Annotated in this window: 17 protein-coding genes; 11 read left to right on the top strand and 6 right to left on the bottom strand. The window is 59.0% G+C overall.

The window, feature by feature from the left end; genetic code table 11:
- Positions 1–11 precede the first annotated feature (11 nt).
- The 10 genes from BLW66_RS16090 (at position 12) to BLW66_RS16135 (ending at position 10,747) form a co-directional block, all read left to right on the top strand.
- Complete coding sequence (locus tag BLW66_RS16090) at positions 12–1,016, top strand: carbohydrate ABC transporter permease (RefSeq protein ID WP_211664286.1); 1,005 nt, start codon at positions 12–14, stop codon at positions 1,014–1,016.
- A gap of 26 nt (positions 1,017–1,042) precedes the next feature.
- Complete coding sequence (locus BLW66_RS16095; protein ID WP_089948362.1) at positions 1,043–2,473, top strand: extracellular solute-binding protein; 1,431 nt, start codon at positions 1,043–1,045, stop codon at positions 2,471–2,473.
- A 68-nt stretch (positions 2,474–2,541) separates the two neighbouring features.
- Positions 2,542–3,621, top strand: coding sequence for an ABC transporter ATP-binding protein (locus tag BLW66_RS16100; RefSeq protein ID WP_089948364.1), 1,080 nt, complete (start codon positions 2,542–2,544; stop codon positions 3,619–3,621).
- Positions 3,618–5,111, top strand: a complete 1,494-nt coding sequence (locus BLW66_RS16105) for a xylulokinase (protein ID WP_244508676.1) — start codon at positions 3,618–3,620, stop codon at positions 5,109–5,111. Before BLW66_RS16100 ends, BLW66_RS16105 begins: the two co-directional genes overlap by 4 nt.
- Positions 5,108–5,764 carry an HAD family hydrolase gene (locus BLW66_RS16110; protein ID WP_089948366.1) on the top strand — a complete coding sequence of 219 codons (657 nt, stop codon included), beginning with the start codon at positions 5,108–5,110 and terminating at the stop codon, positions 5,762–5,764. Before BLW66_RS16105 ends, BLW66_RS16110 begins: the two co-directional genes overlap by 4 nt.
- A complete protein-coding gene (locus tag BLW66_RS16115) occupies positions 5,761–6,591 on the top strand; it encodes an aldo/keto reductase (RefSeq protein WP_089948368.1) in 831 nt (276 codons plus the stop codon). Before BLW66_RS16110 ends, BLW66_RS16115 begins: the two co-directional genes overlap by 4 nt.
- A gap of 270 nt (positions 6,592–6,861) precedes the next feature.
- Positions 6,862–7,953 carry an ABC transporter substrate-binding protein gene (locus BLW66_RS16120; protein WP_089948371.1) on the top strand — a complete coding sequence of 364 codons (1,092 nt, stop codon included), beginning with the start codon at positions 6,862–6,864 and terminating at the stop codon, positions 7,951–7,953.
- Between the two features lie 29 nt (positions 7,954–7,982).
- Entirely contained in the window at positions 7,983–8,834 is an 852-nt protein-coding gene (locus tag BLW66_RS16125; RefSeq protein WP_089948374.1) for an ABC transporter permease, read from the top strand.
- Position 8,835: 1 nt separating this feature from the next.
- Positions 8,836–9,678 (top strand): ABC transporter permease, encoded by an 843-nt coding sequence (locus BLW66_RS16130; RefSeq protein WP_089948377.1) that lies wholly within the window; start codon positions 8,836–8,838, stop codon positions 9,676–9,678.
- A gap of 13 nt (positions 9,679–9,691) precedes the next feature.
- Complete coding sequence (locus tag BLW66_RS16135) at positions 9,692–10,747, top strand: ABC transporter ATP-binding protein (RefSeq protein WP_211664287.1); 1,056 nt, start codon at positions 9,692–9,694, stop codon at positions 10,745–10,747.
- Positions 10,748–10,827: 80 nt separating this feature from the next.
- Here BLW66_RS16135 and BLW66_RS16140 read toward each other — a convergent pair whose 3' ends face one another.
- A complete protein-coding gene (locus BLW66_RS16140) occupies positions 10,828–11,172 on the bottom strand; it encodes a RidA family protein (protein WP_089948379.1) in 345 nt (114 codons plus the stop codon).
- An 11-nt stretch (positions 11,173–11,183) separates the two neighbouring features.
- On the bottom strand, positions 11,184–12,236 hold the full coding sequence (gene speB, locus BLW66_RS16145; RefSeq protein WP_089948381.1) for an agmatinase: 1,053 nt from the start codon (positions 12,234–12,236) through the stop codon (positions 11,184–11,186).
- A gap of 118 nt (positions 12,237–12,354) precedes the next feature.
- On the opposite strand from speB, the gene BLW66_RS16150 reads away from it, so the two are divergent.
- A complete protein-coding gene (locus BLW66_RS16150) occupies positions 12,355–13,284 on the top strand; it encodes a LysR family transcriptional regulator (RefSeq protein ID WP_089948384.1) in 930 nt (309 codons plus the stop codon).
- A gap of 38 nt (positions 13,285–13,322) precedes the next feature.
- Here the strand turns inward: BLW66_RS16150 and BLW66_RS16155 are convergent, their stop codons facing one another.
- The 4 genes from BLW66_RS16155 to BLW66_RS16170 are packed head-to-tail and all read right to left on the bottom strand — an operon-like array spanning position 13,323 to position 17,541.
- Positions 13,323–14,597, bottom strand: coding sequence for a TRAP transporter large permease (locus BLW66_RS16155; protein ID WP_089948387.1), 1,275 nt, complete (start codon positions 14,595–14,597; stop codon positions 13,323–13,325).
- Positions 14,598–14,609: 12 nt separating this feature from the next.
- Entirely contained in the window at positions 14,610–15,119 is a 510-nt protein-coding gene (locus tag BLW66_RS16160; protein ID WP_089948389.1) for a TRAP transporter small permease, read from the bottom strand.
- Between the two features lie 21 nt (positions 15,120–15,140).
- Positions 15,141–16,130: a TRAP transporter substrate-binding protein gene (locus BLW66_RS16165; protein WP_089948392.1), complete on the bottom strand. Its 990-nt coding sequence runs from the start codon at positions 16,128–16,130 to the stop codon at positions 15,141–15,143.
- Between the two features lie 34 nt (positions 16,131–16,164).
- Positions 16,165–17,541: an amidase gene (locus BLW66_RS16170; RefSeq protein ID WP_211664288.1), complete on the bottom strand. Its 1,377-nt coding sequence runs from the start codon at positions 17,539–17,541 to the stop codon at positions 16,165–16,167.
- Positions 17,542–17,546: the final 5 nt, after the last annotated feature.

The following is a 17,546-nucleotide window of genomic DNA, read 5'->3' on the forward strand; positions in this document are numbered from 1 at the left end:
TGGACCGTGTAATGTTCCGCCGACTGGGCCTTGGCCTTGCCCTTGTGTGGCTTGTCTTTTGCTTGTTCCCGCTGTGGTGGGTGCTGGTCACCGCGTTCAAGCCGCCTGCAGCGGTAAGCGGCGGCGCAACCTACATCCCATTCGTGGACTTCAAACCGACACTACAGGCCTTCAAGGACGCGTTTTCCGGCGTACGCGGAGATTTTGCGGGGCCGATCTTTGCCTCAATCACGATCTCTGTAATCTCGACGGGGTTGGCGGTGTTCCTAGGAGCTATGGCCGCCTATGCCTTGGTGCGCTTCGAGTTCCGCATTCGTCTGCTGGCTGGGTTGGCGTTCGGCGTGCTGTCCATTGGCGGCTTCGCTGTCCTGAACCAAGGCATCGGACTTAGCGTTCCGCAATCACTTGGCTTGGTCTTGGTGATTGCCCTGCCCACCGCCATCTGGCTCAACGGCTGCAACCTGCCTGGCCCCGTGTTGGGCAACGATGATGTCACTTTCTGGTTCATCTCGCAGCGGATGTTCCCGCCCATCGTTTCGGCCTTCGCGCTGTTTTTGCTGTACGCGGAGATGAACAAGGCGGGGGTCCGGCTGCTGGACAGCTTCCCCGGGCTCGTCGCGGCTTATACCGCCTTCGGCCTGCCCTTTGCGGTGTGGTTGATGCGCGACTTCTTCGCCAATGTTCCGGTTGAAGTCGAGGAGGCCGCGATGGTGGACAACATCGGACGCATGCGGATTTTCTTCCAGATCGTGCTGCCAATGTCGAAGCCGGGGCTGATCGCCACCTCGATGATCGTGCTGGCCTTTATCTGGAACGAGTTCCTGTTTGCGCTGCTGCTGACGTCCTCAAAATGGCAGACCCTTCCAATCCTCATGGCGGGACAGAATTCGTCCCGCGGCGACGAGTGGTGGGCAATCTCCGTGGCCGCACTGATTTCGATCATCCCGATGATCGCGGTCGCTATCTTTCTCGGGCGCATGATGCGTTCGGGGTTTCTTGCCGGATCCATCAAGTGACGGCTTTCCAAGGGAGGAATGAACCAATGAGAAACCTACTACTTGCAACCGCGCTGGTGCCTATCGCGAGCCTCGCCAATGCAGCCTGCGCGCCTGATTTTACCGGCGTTACCCTTACGGTCTCGACGCAAAACGGCCCGTTCATTGCGTCGGCGCTGAAAACGGCGGCCGACAGCTGGTCGGAAAAGACCTGCGGGACAGTTGATATCGTCGAGTTCCCCTTCTCGGAACTCTACCCGAAATTCCTGACCGCGATGAGCCAGCAGACTGGCGACTTCGACGTGATCGGCTTCATCCCTGCGTGGGTGCCAGACTTCGCGCCGTTTCTGTCGGCCATGCCTGCCGCGATGCAGGAAGGCCCCGCATGGGAGGATATTCACCCCGTCTACCGCGAGCGTTTGATGTCATGGGGCGGTGAGGTCAAATCCGCCACGATGGATGGCGATATGCACATGTTGAACTACCGCGCAGACCTCTTTGAGGATGCGGACAACATGGCTGCATTCAAGGAGAAATACGGCTACGATCTGGCGGCGCCTGTGACATGGGATCAGTATTACGACATTGCTGAATTCTTTACGGCGTCCGAAGCTGTCGATTACGGCACCGCCGAAGCCTATCGTCGCGGCGGCCAGCAGTTCTGGTACTTCTTTAGCCACGCCGCCAGCTACACAAATAACCCCAACACCCCGGGCGCGATGTTCTTCGACCCCGAAACTATGGATGCGCAGATCAACAATCCGGGCTGGCTGAAGGCTTTGGAAGACTACAAGCGCGGGCTGGATTTCAACCCTCCGGGCGCCTTGAACAACGGCTCGGGCGACGTGCGTCCGCTGTATTCCGGCGGGTCTGTTGCGATGAACATCGACTGGGCGGACTCTGGTGTGCTGGGCGCAACGGAAGGTGCGATCGCAGGCAACGTTCGCACGGCCATCCTGCCCGGCTCCGACAAAATCTGGAACTCTGTCACCGATAGCTGGGACACTTTTGAAGCACCGGTCGCATCCCCATTCCTAGCGTTCGGGGGCTGGCAACTGGCCGTGCCGACCGATAGCGAAAACAAAGACGCCGCGTGGTCATTCGTGCAAGAAGTGACAAGCGCTGAGGTCTCGGGACAAGCCATCGTCACCGCGAATACGGGTGTTAACCCCTACCGCTTGAGCCACTATGAGAACCTCGACAACTGGTCGGCCATCTTTACGCCTGAGGAAGCCGAAAGCTACCTTGCTGCGCAGCGTGGTTCGCTCGACAGTCCGAACGTTGCATTGGACCTGCGCTTGCCTGGTTTCTTCTCCTACACGGAGGTTCTGGAAATCGAACTGTCAAAAGCAATCGCCGGACAGGTTGAACCACAAGAGGCGCTTGATGCCATTGCTGCGGAGTGGAACAAATTGACCGACGAGTTCGGCCGCGAGAACCAACTTGCCGCTTACCGCTCCTCGATGGGGCTTGAGTAAACGCTGCTCCCAGCGGTCCCGCTGTCTGGTGGGGCCGCACCAACGACCCGAGAATTGAGGAGAGCACCATGCTCGACACTACGGACACGCCGCATATCGTCTTTAACCAGATCACCAAATCCTACGGGGCGGTGGAGGTTGTGCCGCCGCTTGATCTGACCATCAACAGAGGCGAATTCATCGTCCTTGTCGGCCCGTCTGGCTGCGGCAAGACGACGACTTTGCGGATGCTGGCAGGGTTAGAGGAAGTGACAACCGGCAATGTGCAAATCGCAGGGCAGGACGTGACGCATGTCCGCCCGGGCGAGCGCGACTGCGCCATGGTGTTCCAGAATTACGCGCTCTACCCCCACATGAGTGTGCGGGAAAATATTGGCTATGCGATGAAGGTTCACGGCACGCCCAAAGCGGAGATCGAAGCGCGCGTTGATGAGGCCGCCACTCTGTTGGGGCTGGAGCCGTATCTTGACCGCAAGCCGCGCAACTTGTCGGGCGGGCAACGTCAGCGCGTTGCCATCGGTCGGGCACTGGTCCGTCACCCGCAGGTCTTCTTGTTCGATGAACCCCTGTCAAACCTTGACGCAAAACTGCGGGTTGAGATGCGGACTGAAATCAAGCTCCTGCAAAAACGTCTGGGCACCACGGCGGTCTACGTGACGCACGATCAGATCGAGGCGATGACCATGGCCGACCGCGTTGTCGTCATGCGTGCGGGCGTTATCGAGCAGGTCGACGCGCCGATCCGCCTTTACGAAGAACCCGCCAACCGGTTTGTCGCCAATTTCATTGGCTCCCCCGCAATGAACTTTTTCGAGGTGGCGACGCGCGACGGTGCCGCTTGGCTTGATGGCCAACGGTTGGCGCTCTCACCTGAGACCTTTGCGCGGATTGGCGCGCGTGAGCGCGTGACCTTGGGCATCCGACCCGAACACATGGACGGCGGGGATCAGCCCGCCGCCCTGACCCTAAGTTGCGATACATTGGAGCCGTTGGGCGCGCACACTCTTGTGCTGGGCCACGTCGGGGGCGAAAAAATCGTGGCCCAAGTTGCCCCGCGCTACCCTGCTGAACCAGGCGCGGATTGCACGGTGGATATTGACATGAGCAAGGCGCATTTCTTTGACATAAACACCGAGAGAAGGCTGTGACGATCCGCGACCTCTACCTTGCAATTGACGTAGGCACCGGCGGGTTACGCGCAGCCTTGGTGGACCGCGACGGCCGCATTCAAGGCTTGGCGCACCAAGAGCATGAACAGATCGTCCCGCAATTTGGCTGGTCAGAACAGCGCCCCGCCGACTGGTGGAACGGGACACGTGCAGTGGTGCGCACGGTGTTGGATGATGTGCGCAACGGGGCTGCGCGCGTTGCCGCGATCTGCTGTTGCGGGCAGATGCACGGTACGGTGCTTATCGACGGTAACGGTCGCCTGACCCGCGAAACGGTGCCGCTGTGGAACGACAAACGCACGGCCCCACAGGTGGCGGCGTTCGAGAAGCAGGCCGATCACGACGCGGCGGTGGCGCTGACGGCCAACTCGCCCGCCACAGCTTGGCCCGCGTTCAAGCTGGCATGGCTTGCAGAAAATGACGCCCCAGCGTTGGAACAGGCCACCAGTGTACTGATGCCAAAGGACTGGATCAATTATTGCCTAACGGGGCAGCGGGCGCAGGACTTCACGGAGGCCTCGCTGTCGTTCCTGATGGATTGGGAGCGCCGTGACTGGTCCAAGCGCCTATGCGACATGACCGGCGTACCTCACGCGCTTTTACCTGATTTGAAAGATCCGCAAGACGTGCTTGGCCCCTTGTTGCCGAACGTCGCTGGCGATTTGGGCCTATCTGCTGACATCCCCGTGCTTGTCGGTGCGGGGGATTACCCGATGGCGTTGACGGGTTCAGGCGTCATCGCGGCGGGCATGGGGTCCGATGTTACGGGCACGTCGAGCATCATCACGCTTATGCGCGACGCTCCGGTCATCGGGCCAGAGATTTCCAACGTTTTGGCGGCTGATGGCACTTGGGGCGCCATGACACTACTGGACGCGGGCGGTGACGCCGTCCGCTGGGCGCGACGGGCTTTTCATGAAAACAAGCGCAGCTACGCCGATGTTGCGCACAGCGCGACCTCCGCTCGGGCGGGTGCGGATAAGCTGTTTTTCCTTCCCTACCTGTCCGGCGAACGCCGCAGGCCGGAGCTGCGCGCGCAGTTTTTTGGCCTGACTGCTGCGCACGGTCTGCCGGAGTTGCACCGTTCGGTGCTCGAAGGTGTGGGGTTCGCCATGCGCCAAAGACTGGACGGGCTTCAAGGCGACTTGGGCCGCCCTGACCGCATCGTTGCTGCTGGCGGGGGGGCGAAAAACGAGCTGTGGCTTAAAATTAAGGCAAGCATGTTCGATGTCCCCTACCTCGTCCCGGAGGAGTTGGAATGCGGGGTTGTTGGTGCGGCGATGTTGATGGCAACGTCGACTGGCGATGCAGCCGACCTGAAAACGGCTGCCGCACGGATGGTGCGCTATAGCAGCGAAGTCGCGCCTGATGCCCGTTGGACGGAGATTTATGACCGAATGGCACCGATCTATGCGAAGCTATATCAGCAGGCTGCGGACCTTCACGCTGATCTGGATGCCCTGCCATGACCCGCGCAGTGTTGTGGGACATGGACGGCACGCTCACGGATAGTGAGCCAGCACATGCCGCAGCATTCGATGCGGCACTTACCGAGCTTGGTGTAACGGTGCCCGCCGAACTACACGACGGATTGCTCGGCTCGAGCGGCGACAAGGTGTTCAGAGCGTTGCAAGCGGCCACGGATATTGCGTTAACGCAAGACGGGTGGACCGCCCTCAAGCAGCGCCATTTTGCCCACCACGCACAGGCTATCGTTCGGCGCGAACCAGCGGCCAGTTCGGCTGAACGGCTAACGGCTGATGGCATCCCCACGGCCTTGGTTTCAAATTCAACCGCGGCGGAGGTCGCGGTGTGCTTGGAGGCTACCGGACTGGTGACTACCTTCAGTGCGGTTGTGACGCGTGGGAACGTTGCACAAGGCAAACCCGCGCCGGAATGCTACCTGCTGGCGGCCCATCGGTTGGGCATTGCGCCGCATGACTGCATTGTCGTGGAAGACAGCCCGACTGGCGCGAAGGCCGGAGTTGCCGCCGGAATGACGGTGGTTTTCCACCCTCAATCACATGCCCTGCAACCGCCTGACGGGGTCCACTACATCCCGCCCGAAGCCACATCTGACGCCTTCATTGAGGCGTTCTTGAAAACGAAGGACAACACATGACTGATATCCCGCAAATCACCCTCAACGATGGCCACAGCATCCCACAGCTTGGATTTGGTGTCTGGCAGATAGATGATGAAACCACGCCTGGCGTCGTCAGCGCCGCTGTCGACTTGGGCTACCGGCTTGTTGACGGCGCGTTCATTTACGGCAATGAAGCAAGCATGGGTGAAGGCATCCGTCAGGCCCCAAGCCCGCGCGATGCGCTGTTCGTAACGTCGAAGGTCTGGAATTCGGATCAGGGATACGACAAGGCGCGTGCTGCGATTGATGCCAGCTTGAAACGCATTGGTCTTGATTACCTCGATCTGGTGCTGATCCACTGGCCCTGCCCGTCGCGCGATTTATACGTCGACACATGGCGCGCATTGATTGATGCGCGTGAGGCCGGACAGGTGCGCTCTATCGGGGTGTCCAACTTCAATCCTGACCACCTTGACCGGTTGATCGCAGAAACCGGCGTGACGCCTGCGGTGAACCAGATTGAGATCAATCCGCGCTTTCAGAACGAAACCGTGCGTGCCGCGAACGAGGCGCGCGGGATCGTAACGCAAGCTTGGACGCCGCTCGGCAGTGGCAGGTCTTTTGACACGCCGGTGATCAAGGATATCGCGGCCCGTACGGGCAAAAGCGCCGTGCAGGTTATCTTGCGCTGGCACGTGCAGCTGGGTCACTCGGTCATTCCGCGCTCCACAAGCCGTGACCACCTTGCAAGCAATCTTGATGTGATGGATTTTGCCCTGAGCGACCAAGAAATGGCTGCCATCGCCGCGCTTGAAACCGGGGAGCGTTGCGGACCTGATCCGGTTGAATTCGACGCGGATTAACACGCCGCGGCCCCGCGCCTTGGGCCGCGGGTGATAAAACACGTACTTGCGGGGACTACCCGCGCGTACGTTATGATTTGGACGTCTGGCCACTTAACTGGGCCTGACGTGTTACGTCGCAGCTGGGCGAACAAAATCCCCATAGTTGCATCCAAATGAAACAGTTCTTTGATTTATAGATATTTAAAACCTTCGCAGGGGGCCGATGATACAGGCAGCTAATGAGCCGTCAGTAAAATATGGCGGCCACCCCTTCAGGAAGGACATATCATGGTCAACAAATTTTCACGGCGCACAGTTTTATCCGCAGGCGCAGGCATGGCGACAACGCTTGCAATGCCGTCAATTCTACGCGCGGGAAGTCACCAGCCGCTTGCGGGCAAAGAGCTTCGCTTGCTCACATGGTCGGACAACACGGGTCTCGCTGTGCTGGACCACATCGCAAAACCGTTTGAGGAAAAGACCGGCGCGCGCATTATCGCGGACCGCACCGGCTCCACCTCAGAGATGGTCGCGAAGCTACGGGCCGCGGGCGACCGTGCGCAATACGACGTCATTACACTTGCGGGCGTTGGCGCGGTGGAGCTGGCGGGCGACGGGCTGCTGGCCAAGCCAGACCTAAACCTGCTGCCCAACCTAGAGCAAGTTGACCCGCGCTTTCGCACCGGTGCCGACGGTCACGGGATCGGGTACCTGCTGTGGACCGGCGGGCTGATCTACAACACCAAAACATTCAAAGAGCCGCCAACCTCCTATGCCCAAATGTGGGACGCCGCGCATAAGAACCGCCTGTTCTTGCCACCGTCAACTTGGACCGATGCGCTGGACACCATCTTTGCCACTGGCAAGATGATCGGCGGGGACGGCACCAACGCCGACGAAGCTTTCGCCAAATTGGCAGAGCTGCGCGATAGCATCCTGACGTTCGGCGAGAACCCCGCGCAATTGTCCGAACTGTTCCGCTCCGACGCGCTGGACATCGGCGGCGTCTACGCGCCGGCCTTCTACGCCAAAGAGCTGATGGATCCGGCCAACTCCAACATGGGCGCGACCTACGATGTGGATGAGGGCTTCTTCGCCGACCTGATGTACACGATTGTGCCCAAATCCAAGCCAGGCGACGACGATGTGGTGCACGCCTTCCTCGACTTCACGCTGGACGCAGAAGTTCAGGGCGTGATGGCCGAAGCCGTGCTGAACGGCCCGATCAACCAAAACGCGGTTATGTCCGAAGCTGCGAAAGCCAGCCCGTTCATCATCAAGCCAGAGCAGATGGGCGAAGCAGCGGTCGTTCACGATAAATCCTTCATCGCCGATGTGCGCGAAGACTGGATCAATCGCTACAACCAGACGCTTTCCTAAGCGTCACCCAAAAGCAGGACTGAAGATACATGAGTATTGCGTTATCACGCAGCAGAGCGCTGGCATTTTCTTTGCCGGCGCTCATCGCCATTCTCCCGTTTCTGGGGGCCTGTTTCTACATCTTCCGGTTTTCAATATCGGGGGACAAAGGCACAATCGACGGCTATTCGATCCAGCCCTATCTGGATTTGATGACGCCGTTCTTCGGCCGCTCCGTCTGGCTGACGCTAAAGCTGGCCTTCGTCGCAACGCTTGTAGCGATGCTGCTGGCTGTCCCGCTCGCGTTTCTTCTCACGTCTTTGCGTAGCCCGTTGGCGCGGCGGTGCCTGACGGTGACGATCTTATTGCCGCTGATCCTGAACCTGCTGGTTCAGGCATACGGCTGGATTTTGCTGCTGGGGCCAAGCGGCGTGTTGAATTCCAGCCTTCGCAGCCTGGGCATCATCGACCGCCCGATTTTCCTGTTGTTCAACGAGACGGGCGTACTTCTCGGCCTGATCCAGACCTCCCTGCCCTTGGCGGTTTTCCCGATTGTGAGCTCCGTGCGCGGGCTGTCACAAGAGCATCTGGAAGCCGCAAGCTCTCTCGGGGCCTCCCAATGGCGGACGTTCTTTGATGTGACTGTGCCACTGCTCCGCCCCGGCCTGTTTGGCGCCGCGTCTATCGTTTTTGCCTTCAACGCCAGTGCGTTTGCGATCCCGCTTTTGCTGGGTGGTCGTCGCGTTCAAATGATGGGCGTTGCCATCCGCGATATGATCTCGCCGCTGTTTAACTGGTCCGGCGCTGCGGCGGCGGGCATGATTTTGATCTTTATAACGCTGATAGTTTTGCTCTTCTCGTCTTGGTTGGTGCGGATGACGTCAGAAAACGTGAGGCATTAAGATGCGCGTCGGACTTCTTCCCAATGAGGGCGGTGGCAGCTACCGCTTCGTGATTATCGCACTGGCAATCGTCGGCATTCTGATCTCATCCTTGCCGGTTATCGTGGTGACCATCATGTCGTTCTCGGCAGCGGATAACACGGGCTTCCCGCCAGAGGCGCTGTCGCTACGCTGGTACTGGGATGTGATCGCGCTGTTCACGGCGGATGATGCCTCCAGCGCGCAGTCGGTTGTGGATTCCACGCTGACAAGCTTGCTCGTCGCGGTGATCGTTATGGGCATCTCCACTTTCGTGTGCATCCCGCTGGCCTATGCGCTGGCACGGGGTGACCGCCGTATTCGCGGCGGGATGGAGTTGCTGTTCACCCTGCCCCTCGTGTTCCCGTTGGTCATCCTCGGCATCGCTTTTTTGTTGATCGCGGAAAGCCTGCGGGTCGATATCGGCATCTGGCGGATCGTGATCCCGCATGTGGCATTGGTGCTCCCCTTCGTGTTGCGCAACTGTCTGGGTGCGATGAATGGCATCAGCGTCGAGATCGAGGAAGCCGCCGTTTCACTGGGCGCGTCGCCGCTGCGCGCGATCTGGGATGTCGTTATTCCGTTGATGAAGGCGGGCATCCTTGCCGGATTGATCTTCGCGTTGATCATCAGCTTTAACGAATTCACCATCACATTCTTCATGTACACAATCGACGTCAGCACGCTGCCGATCTGGATGTACAGCCGCACGGTTTCCTCGCTTGATCCTTCGACGCTTGCGCTCTCCGTTTTCATCATCGTTGCAGACGTCGTGCTGATCGTGCTTGTGGACAAGCTGATCGCGGGCCGCGCAAGTCTCTTCTGAAAGGTCTCTCCTCGTGAGCACTCAAAATACCCACCTTCACATCGATGGCGTTTCCAAGAACTTTGGCGACGTCAAAGCCCTGTCGAACATCGATCTGAAGATCGAACGCGGATCTTTCGTTTGCCTGCTTGGACCGTCGGGCTGCGGCAAGACAACTTTGCTACGTATCATCGCGGGCTTCGAGAGCGCGTCATCGGGACGATTGCTCTTGGACGGCAGCGACATTGCACAAGTGCCACCGCATAAGCGCGGCTTTGGCATGGTGTTCCAGTCGCTGGCCCTGTTCCCGCACATGAGTGTGGCACGCAACATCGCCTACGGCCTGAAGCTGCGCGGTGTCAGTGGCAAAGAACAACGCGACCGCGTAGAGGAGTTGCTCAATGTTATTCAGCTCCCGTCTATCGCGGACCGTCCGGTCTCCGCGCTGTCCGGTGGGCAACGCCAACGGGTCGCAATCGCGCGCGCGCTCGCCATCCAGCCCAAGCTGTTTTTGCTGGACGAACCGCTGTCGGCGCTTGATGCCAAGCTGCGCGACAACATGCAGATCGAGCTGCGCCAGCTTCAACAAAAGTTTGGTGTAACAACGATCCTCGTGACCCACGACCAGCACGAGGCCATGATGCTAGCCGACGAATTGGTGGTGCTGAAAGACGGCGCCGTGCGTCAGTCTGCGGCCCCTTCGGTGGTTTACCAACAGCCCGCAGACAGCTTTGTCGCGGACTTTTTGGGCGCGGCAAACCTGATCAATGTAGGGTCCGTCCAAGGTGGCCAAGTGCAGCTACTGGGTAAGCTCACCGCCGTAGATACTGCCCACGCCGACAATACCATGATGCAAGCCGCCGTGCGCGCGGAGCATATCTCGCTCGCGCCTGTGGCACAGGCTGGCGGCGCGGCTGTGGGCACAATCGAGTTTATGCGTGACCTTGGCCCATCGACGGAAATTGTTGTGGCGGTGGATGGCGAAAGCCTGCGCGTCCGCAGCCCGAACGTTGACTGTCAGGGGTTGAGCATCGGCACGCAGGTCGCCGTATCAGTGGATCCGTCGCAGGTGTCGGTGTTCAAGGCGTAGTTAGGGGCGTACGCTTCTAAAACAAAAAAAGGCCGATGCATCACAGCATCGGCCTTTTTGCATTTATAGGTGGTACTGGCTCAAGCCTTAGCGGCGATCACCATAACCTCGACCAAGAACTCCGGCGTCACAAGGCGGGATTCGACACATGCGCGCGCAGGTGGATTTGCGGGGTCGATCCATGCGTCCCAGACCGTGTTCATATCGTCAACCTGCGCCATGTCGGCCATCCAGATTGTCGCGGACAAGATGTGCGACTTGCTGCTTCCAACGGATGCAAGCAGACGGTCAACTTCGGACAACATGTCTTTGGTTTGCGCGGTCACGTCGTCGCCGGAGCCGACTTGACCTGCCAGATAGATAGTGTCGCCGTGCACAACGGTCTGGCTCATCCGGCTGCTTAATTCAGTGCGTTTGATTGTCATTTTGGTGGTCCTTACTTTGAAGTTCGATGTGGGGAGAATTGCATGAGACTTAGAATCTCAAAGAACATTTGCGCGCCGTTTTGTGCGGTGTTGGTTGTGGGGTCATAAGCGGGGGCCACTTCGACGACGTCGCCGCCGACAAAGTTCGCGCCCTTCATGCCGCGGATCAGCGCCATTGCCTCGCGGGTGGTCAGCCCGCCAACTTCCGGTGTGCCCGTGCCAGGCGCAAACGCGGGGTCAAGGCTGTCGATGTCGAAGGAGAAATATGTGGGGCCGTCGCCGATGACGTCGCGCGCCTTGCGGATGATATCCGGTATCCCCGTCTCAGTAATGCTCGCGGCCTCCACCACCGTCATGCCGGAGATTTCGGAGAACTCCCAAATGTATTTCGCGGCACCCCGTATGCCGATCTGGATCACGCGTTCAGGGTCCAGAAGACCATCAAGCACGGCATTTCTGAACGGCCCACCATGGTGGAATTTTTCGCCCTCATAAGATCCGCCAGTGTCGCAATGCGCGTCGATATGAACCATGCCCACGGGGCCGTTGGCCGCAACGGCTTTCAGGATCGGGTGGCTGATGGAATGATCCCCGCCGACCGCCATCGGGATAACACCTTGCGCCACGATGTTGTTTACGAATTTTTCAATATCCGCATGGCTTTGGGCCAGATCGAACCGGCTTTGGAACGGCACGTCACCAATGTCGGCGACCGCCATTTCATGCACCGGAGCGCAGTCCAACGCGTCGTTATACGGCCCGACGCGCTCTATCGCGCGCAGCGCACGCGGTCCAAATCGGGAGCCATTACGGTTGGTGACGCCAAGGTCCATCGGCACGCCATAAAGCGCTACATCCAGATCGGACAGGTCGGTGCCCTCATCCACCGCGCGGTGCGGTGCGTCCAGCAAGGTGGGCATCCCCGAATAGGGCGCAGGACGTCTGCCGCCTTCGGAGAAAATCTTATCCGCGATCCGTTGAAAGTTCGGGTTTTGCAGCTCGCCGCCGGTTGCATCGGCAAATTTTTCTCGCAATTCGTTTAGTGCTGTCTCTGACCAAGCCACACGAAATCCTCCTCAATTTTGGCGGAGAATAGCGCGAGATTTCGGTGCGAATAAATTTGAACATTGAGAAGTATTGTTTCATATTCACGCAACAAAGACGCACAAAGGAAAATGCCGTATGTCCCGCCGTAAAAAGACGTTCTCAGGGAAGGTGAACGATGTCGATCTGCGGTTGATGCGGGTGTTCAAGGCGGTGATCGAATGCGGCGGGCTGTCAGCTGCGCAAACCGAGTTGGGCGTTGGGCGTTCCACTATTTCGCGCCAGCTGTCTGATCTGGAGACGCGGCTGGGGCTGCGTCTGTGTCACAGGGGCAGAAGTGGCTTTTATCTGACACAGCAAGGGCGGCAGGCGTTCGACTACATCGATCAGTTTTTGGCATCGACGGATGAATTCACCTCTAAAATTGCGAGCATCAGTAACTTGATGGTGGGCAAAATCGAGATTGGAATGATCGATTTCACCATGTCAGACGTCAAAAACCCGCTGGTCCCGACGATCCAACGGTTCAAGGAAATTGCGCCTGACGTGACGATCAACCTTATGACCGGCTCCCCCAACGAGGTGGAGCGCGGGATCATCGACGGCAAGCTGCACATCGGGATTGTGCCTGATTACCAGCGCCACCCCAGCCTTGGGTATACGACGCTTTTTGAAGAGGACGTTGGACTGTTTTGCGGCGGGGAGCACCCGTTGGTGAAGGCGCTGCAAAATGGTGAGACCCTAACCGAAGCCGATGTGCGCAAACACAAGCTGGTTCACCGCGCATATTTCGAGAGCGAGCGCCTGCGCCAGCGCAAGCAGAAGTTTCCCGTGGGAAGCACCGTGTACCAGACAGAGGCGGTTTTGGCACTTGTGCGCAGCGGTGTCTACCTCGGCTACTTCCCGCGTCATTGTCAGGATTTGATGAGTGGCGAGTTCTATGAGCTGCTGCCGGAGGTCTTTGGCTACTCCACCCCCATCTGCGCGATCTGGCGTACCGACCGTAAGCATTCGCTCATCATGCAGGATTTTCTGGAGCTGTTGAGCCAGAAACCCGACGAAGTATAACGCGCCCCCGCCAGTACGGCGGAAGCGCGTGGGAGGTGTTAGAACAGCAGGTCCGGCAACAACATGCTGATAACCGGTATGTACGATAGCGCGATCAGGGCCACGACCATCAATAAGATGGTTGGGAGGGCCGCGCGGAAGATCTCGAACAACGTCATCTTGGCGACGCCCATGGCCACGAACAGGTTCAAGCCGACGGGCGGCGTCAACATACCCACCGACAGGTTGACCAACATGATGACGCCGAAGTGAATCGGGTCGATCCCCACCTGCTCCGCGATGGGTTGCATAAGCGGGCCGAGAATGATGATCGCGGACGCGCTGTCCAAGAAGCAGCCCGCAACCAGCAGTATCACGTTAAACAGGGCCACGACCTCCACCGGATTGTCGGTACCCGACAGGATGTAGCTAGCAAGCTGCGATGGCGCGCCGGTGCTGGCCAACAGCCAGGAAAAGGCCGACGCCCCCGCAGTGATGAGCAATAGCGGGCCAGAAATAAGCCCTGTGTTGCGCAGCACGATCAGCATGTCGCGGAAGGAAATACTGCGGTAAACAACGACGCCGACGAACCAGCCGTAAAGGCACGCGGTCGCCGCGGATTCCGTTGGCGTGAAAACGCCCGTATAAATCCCGCCCAGCAGAATGACCGGCAAGCCCAGCCCCCACGCCGCACGCTTGAACGCGGTAAAGATGCTCAGGAGTGTCGGGAAAGGGTCGCGCGGGTAGTTTCTGCGTATGGAATACCAGCAGGCGTAGGCGATCAAGATCCCCCCGATAAGCAACGCTGGCAACAGCCCCGCCGCAAAGAGTTTCCCGACCGATGTGCCAGTGACGGAGCCGTAGATAATCAACGCGATGGAGGGAGGCACGATTGGGCCCAACGTTCCTGCGGTGGTGATCAACCCGATGGAGAAGAAGCGGTCATATCCCGCTTTGACCATTGCCGGATACATGATGGTGCCGATGGCGATCACCGTCGCGGGGCTGGAGCCTGAGATCGAGCCGAACATCAGGCAGGCAACGACCGCTGCCGCCGCAAGACCGCCGGGAAGCCAGCCGATAATCGCGCGGGCCAGGCCGATCAGGCGATCCGACAGGCCACCGATGCGCATCAGCTCAGCCGCGAGAATGAAGAACGGGATCGACATGAGGGAAAAGTTGTTCATGCCCGAGAACATCCGCATCGGGACAACGACAGGATCAATCCCGCCCCAGAAGTAGAACACCGCCGCGACGGATAACGCCAACGCGGCAAAGATCGGAAGGCCAAACAGCAATAAAGCAAAGAACGTGGGAACCAGTGCAGATACCATGAAGTCAGGTCCTTAGCTTGTTTTTATATCGACCTGCGGCGCGTCGTAGTCGCGTCCGATCAGATAGGATTGCAAAATGAGAAGGTAGCGCAGCGCCATGAATGCGCCGGATACGGGTATGATCAGGTAGACGTAGCCGACGGGCACGCGCATCGCAGGTGACAGTTGGCCCATGCGCATTGTGTTCAAAGATAGCGTGGTGCCGTAGTAGATCAGCATGCTCGCGAAGATCAGACCGAGGCAACCTGCCCCGATCTGAAGTGCGCGCGCCGTGCGGGGACCAGCAACCGCATAGATCGCCTCGACGCTGATATGGGAGGCGTAGCGAACCCCCATCCCCATGGTCAGAAAGCTCATGGTGATCAGCGAATAGAGGATGAGTTCTTCCGACCAGTACAACGAGTTGTTGAAGACATAGCGCGCGATAACCTGCACGATTGCGACAACGGTGGCGGTCAGAATAAGCATGGTGACGAAGATGTTTTCGATCCAGTCAACGATGCGGTTCAATCCTACGATCATGGTTGCGTCCCCCGCATTGGTTTAGCCCTTGGACGCGGCGAGCGCTTTGTCCATCAGGTCAGACGATACTTTAGGGCGGAATTCTTCATAGATAGACTGGGATGCCTCGATGAATGCCGCACGACCTTCTGCGGAAAGTTCTTGGATTTCCACCTGACCTTTGATCTCGTCCAGAATACGGGCTTCGTCTTCGTTGGTGTATTCACGTGCCGCATCACGGCCGACGATCATCGCGTCCTCAACCACCTTTTGCAGATCTTCGGGCAGGCTTTCCCATGCCTGCTTGTTCATCACGGCGGCGTAGGTGTGGTAGGCGTGGCCCGTCAGCGTCATGTATTTTTGCACTTCGTAGAAGCGCATGGACGCGATGTTTGCCAGCGGGTTTTCCTGACCTTCGACAACGCCTTGCTGCAAGCCGTTGTAGACCTCAACATAGGCCATGGCAGTCGGGTTGGCGCCATACGCACGGTAGGTCGACAGGATCGTCGGGGCCTGCAACGTACGCATCTTGATGCCCTTCAGGTCGTCAGGACCATCGATCGGACGCACGTTGTTGGTCATGTGACGGAAGCCCGCGCCCCACATCGCGATGCCGTGCAGGTTGTTCGGACCAAGCGTGCCAAGCAACTCCGTACCAACTTCACCGTCGAGCACACGTTTCATGGCGTCATTGTCGCCCAGCAGGAATGGCAGGTCGAACAGGTACATCTTTTCGTTGAAGTTCGCCAAGTTGCCGGTCGGCGGGATCGCGATGTGGATCAGACCCATCTGGGTTTGCTCAATGATTTCCACGTCGCCGCCCAATTGCGCGGCGGGGCGGATGTTGATCTCGATACGGCCGTCCGAATTGGCTTCGACTTCCTCTTTGAACCGCACCGCAGCGCGGGCGTTTGGCGTGTCCTCGGTCAACACATGCGCAAAGGTGAACGTAAAGTCGGCGGCGGTGGCAGCCGTGCCAAGGCCAAGTGTAAGTGCTGTCGCCAGTGATAGGCTAAGTGCTTTGATAGACATGGTATCTCCTGTTGGTGGTTTCGTTTTTATTTGGTTAGGCAAGCGGCGGGGCGCCCAATAGCTCTGGCGCGTTGCCGATTGTGTTCTCCACACCTTGCGCAATCGCGAGCAGGCGACGCTCTTGCATAGGCGGGGCGATGAGTTGCAGGCCGGACGGTACGCCGTTGCCATCCAGACCCGAGGGCAAAGTCGCAGCGCACCAGCCGAAAGAGTTCACGATCGAGGTGTTGCGCAGCGCCAGCATGTTGGCCGTTCGGTAGGCATCCCCGTCCGCCAAGTCAGACACAAGCGGTGCGCTGACGGGTACGGTCGGGCAGATCAGGACGTCAAATTCATCGAACACGCTGAGCGCATCTTGCCCCAGCTGCGCCATGACGGCTTTGCGGCGCAGATACTCCGTCGATGAAATCTGGTCAGCCGTCTCAATACGCGCGCGCACCGCAGGATCGAGGCGTGCGATACGGTCAGGGAAGTTGGTGTCCATGAAGCTGCGAAGCTCCGACGCGGCCAACCCGCCTTGCCGGAAGATGTCCAAAACGTCGTCCACACCGGGGAGGGTCATTTTGGTTACGGTCGCGCCTTTGCGCTCCAACGCGGTTAGCGCGGCTTCGGTGTTGGCGGCAATTGCTGGGTCGATATCGTCCCAAACGACGTTCCCGATGACCCCAATGCGAACTCCCGCAACGTCTTGCGCGTCCACTTTACGTGTATCGCTGTCGATGGCGCTAAAAGCATAGGCCAAATCCGCAACGGTGCGGGTCAACAGGCCGGGCGTATCCAGTGATTGCGACAGCGGCACGATGCCTTGGGTCGACCACCGCCCGATGGTTGTTTTCAGCGCAGCTTGGCCCGTGAACGACGCGGGGATGCGCACTGATCCGGCGGTGTCGGTTCCCAATGCCACAAGCGCAGACCCTTGCGCCAACGATACCCCCGCCCCAGAGCTGGAGCCCCCCGAGACCCGAGGAGCCTCTTTCGCTGACCACGGGTTGACCGGCGCGCCCCAATGGGCGTTTGTGCCGATGCCCCCGAAGGCGAATTCAACCGTATGCGTCTTGCCCATGACAATTGCTAACTGCGCCCTTGCGGCCTGAACGACTGGGCCAGCGGCTTGGAATTCGGGGCCGAATTCAGTGTCAGTGCCCGCGAAAACCGGCATTTTTGGCACGCCGTAAAGGTCTTTCACGGAGATAGGTAGCCCCATCAATGGCCCAAGATCGTGCCCCGCATTGATCAACACATCCACGGCCTCAGCCTGCTGTTTTGCTTCGGCGCCGGCCCAGTGCTTATAAGCGTTGAGCGTGCCATCAGTGGCGCTGTAACGGGCCGTCGCGCCCTCAACCAAGGCGGTTGCGGACACCGTTTGGTCGCGTAAGTCTCGTGCGATCTGGGCAAGGGATTGATGTTTCACGGCGG

The sequence above is a fragment of the Litoreibacter albidus genome (assembly GCF_900107015.1).
GTDB classification, from domain to species: Bacteria; Pseudomonadota; Alphaproteobacteria; order Rhodobacterales; family Rhodobacteraceae; genus Litoreibacter; species Litoreibacter albidus.

Excerpts from the sequence above, each read along its gene's own strand:
- BLW66_RS16090 (WP_211664286.1), top strand. The coding sequence starts at position 12 with ATGTTCCGCCGACTGGGCCTTGGCCTTGCCCTTGTGTGGCTTGTCTTT.
- BLW66_RS16095 (WP_089948362.1), top strand. The coding sequence starts at position 1,043 with ATGAGAAACCTACTACTTGCAACCGCGCTGGTGCCTATCGCGAGCCTC.
- BLW66_RS16100 (WP_089948364.1), top strand. The coding sequence starts at position 2,542 with ATGCTCGACACTACGGACACGCCGCATATCGTCTTTAACCAGATCACC.
- BLW66_RS16110 (WP_089948366.1), top strand. The coding sequence starts at position 5,108 with ATGACCCGCGCAGTGTTGTGGGACATGGACGGCACGCTCACGGATAGT.
- BLW66_RS16115 (WP_089948368.1), top strand. The coding sequence starts at position 5,761 with ATGACTGATATCCCGCAAATCACCCTCAACGATGGCCACAGCATCCCA.
- BLW66_RS16120 (WP_089948371.1), top strand. The coding sequence starts at position 6,862 with ATGGTCAACAAATTTTCACGGCGCACAGTTTTATCCGCAGGCGCAGGC.
- BLW66_RS16125 (WP_089948374.1), top strand. The coding sequence starts at position 7,983 with ATGAGTATTGCGTTATCACGCAGCAGAGCGCTGGCATTTTCTTTGCCG.
- BLW66_RS16130 (WP_089948377.1), top strand. The coding sequence starts at position 8,836 with ATGCGCGTCGGACTTCTTCCCAATGAGGGCGGTGGCAGCTACCGCTTC.
- BLW66_RS16140 (WP_089948379.1), bottom strand. The coding sequence starts at position 11,172 with ATGACAATCAAACGCACTGAATTAAGCAGCCGGATGAGCCAGACCGTT.
- BLW66_RS16150 (WP_089948384.1), top strand. The coding sequence starts at position 12,355 with ATGTCCCGCCGTAAAAAGACGTTCTCAGGGAAGGTGAACGATGTCGAT.
- BLW66_RS16155 (WP_089948387.1), bottom strand. The coding sequence starts at position 14,597 with ATGGTATCTGCACTGGTTCCCACGTTCTTTGCTTTATTGCTGTTTGGC.
- BLW66_RS16160 (WP_089948389.1), bottom strand. The coding sequence starts at position 15,119 with ATGATCGTAGGATTGAACCGCATCGTTGACTGGATCGAAAACATCTTC.
- BLW66_RS16165 (WP_089948392.1), bottom strand. The coding sequence starts at position 16,130 with ATGTCTATCAAAGCACTTAGCCTATCACTGGCGACAGCACTTACACTT.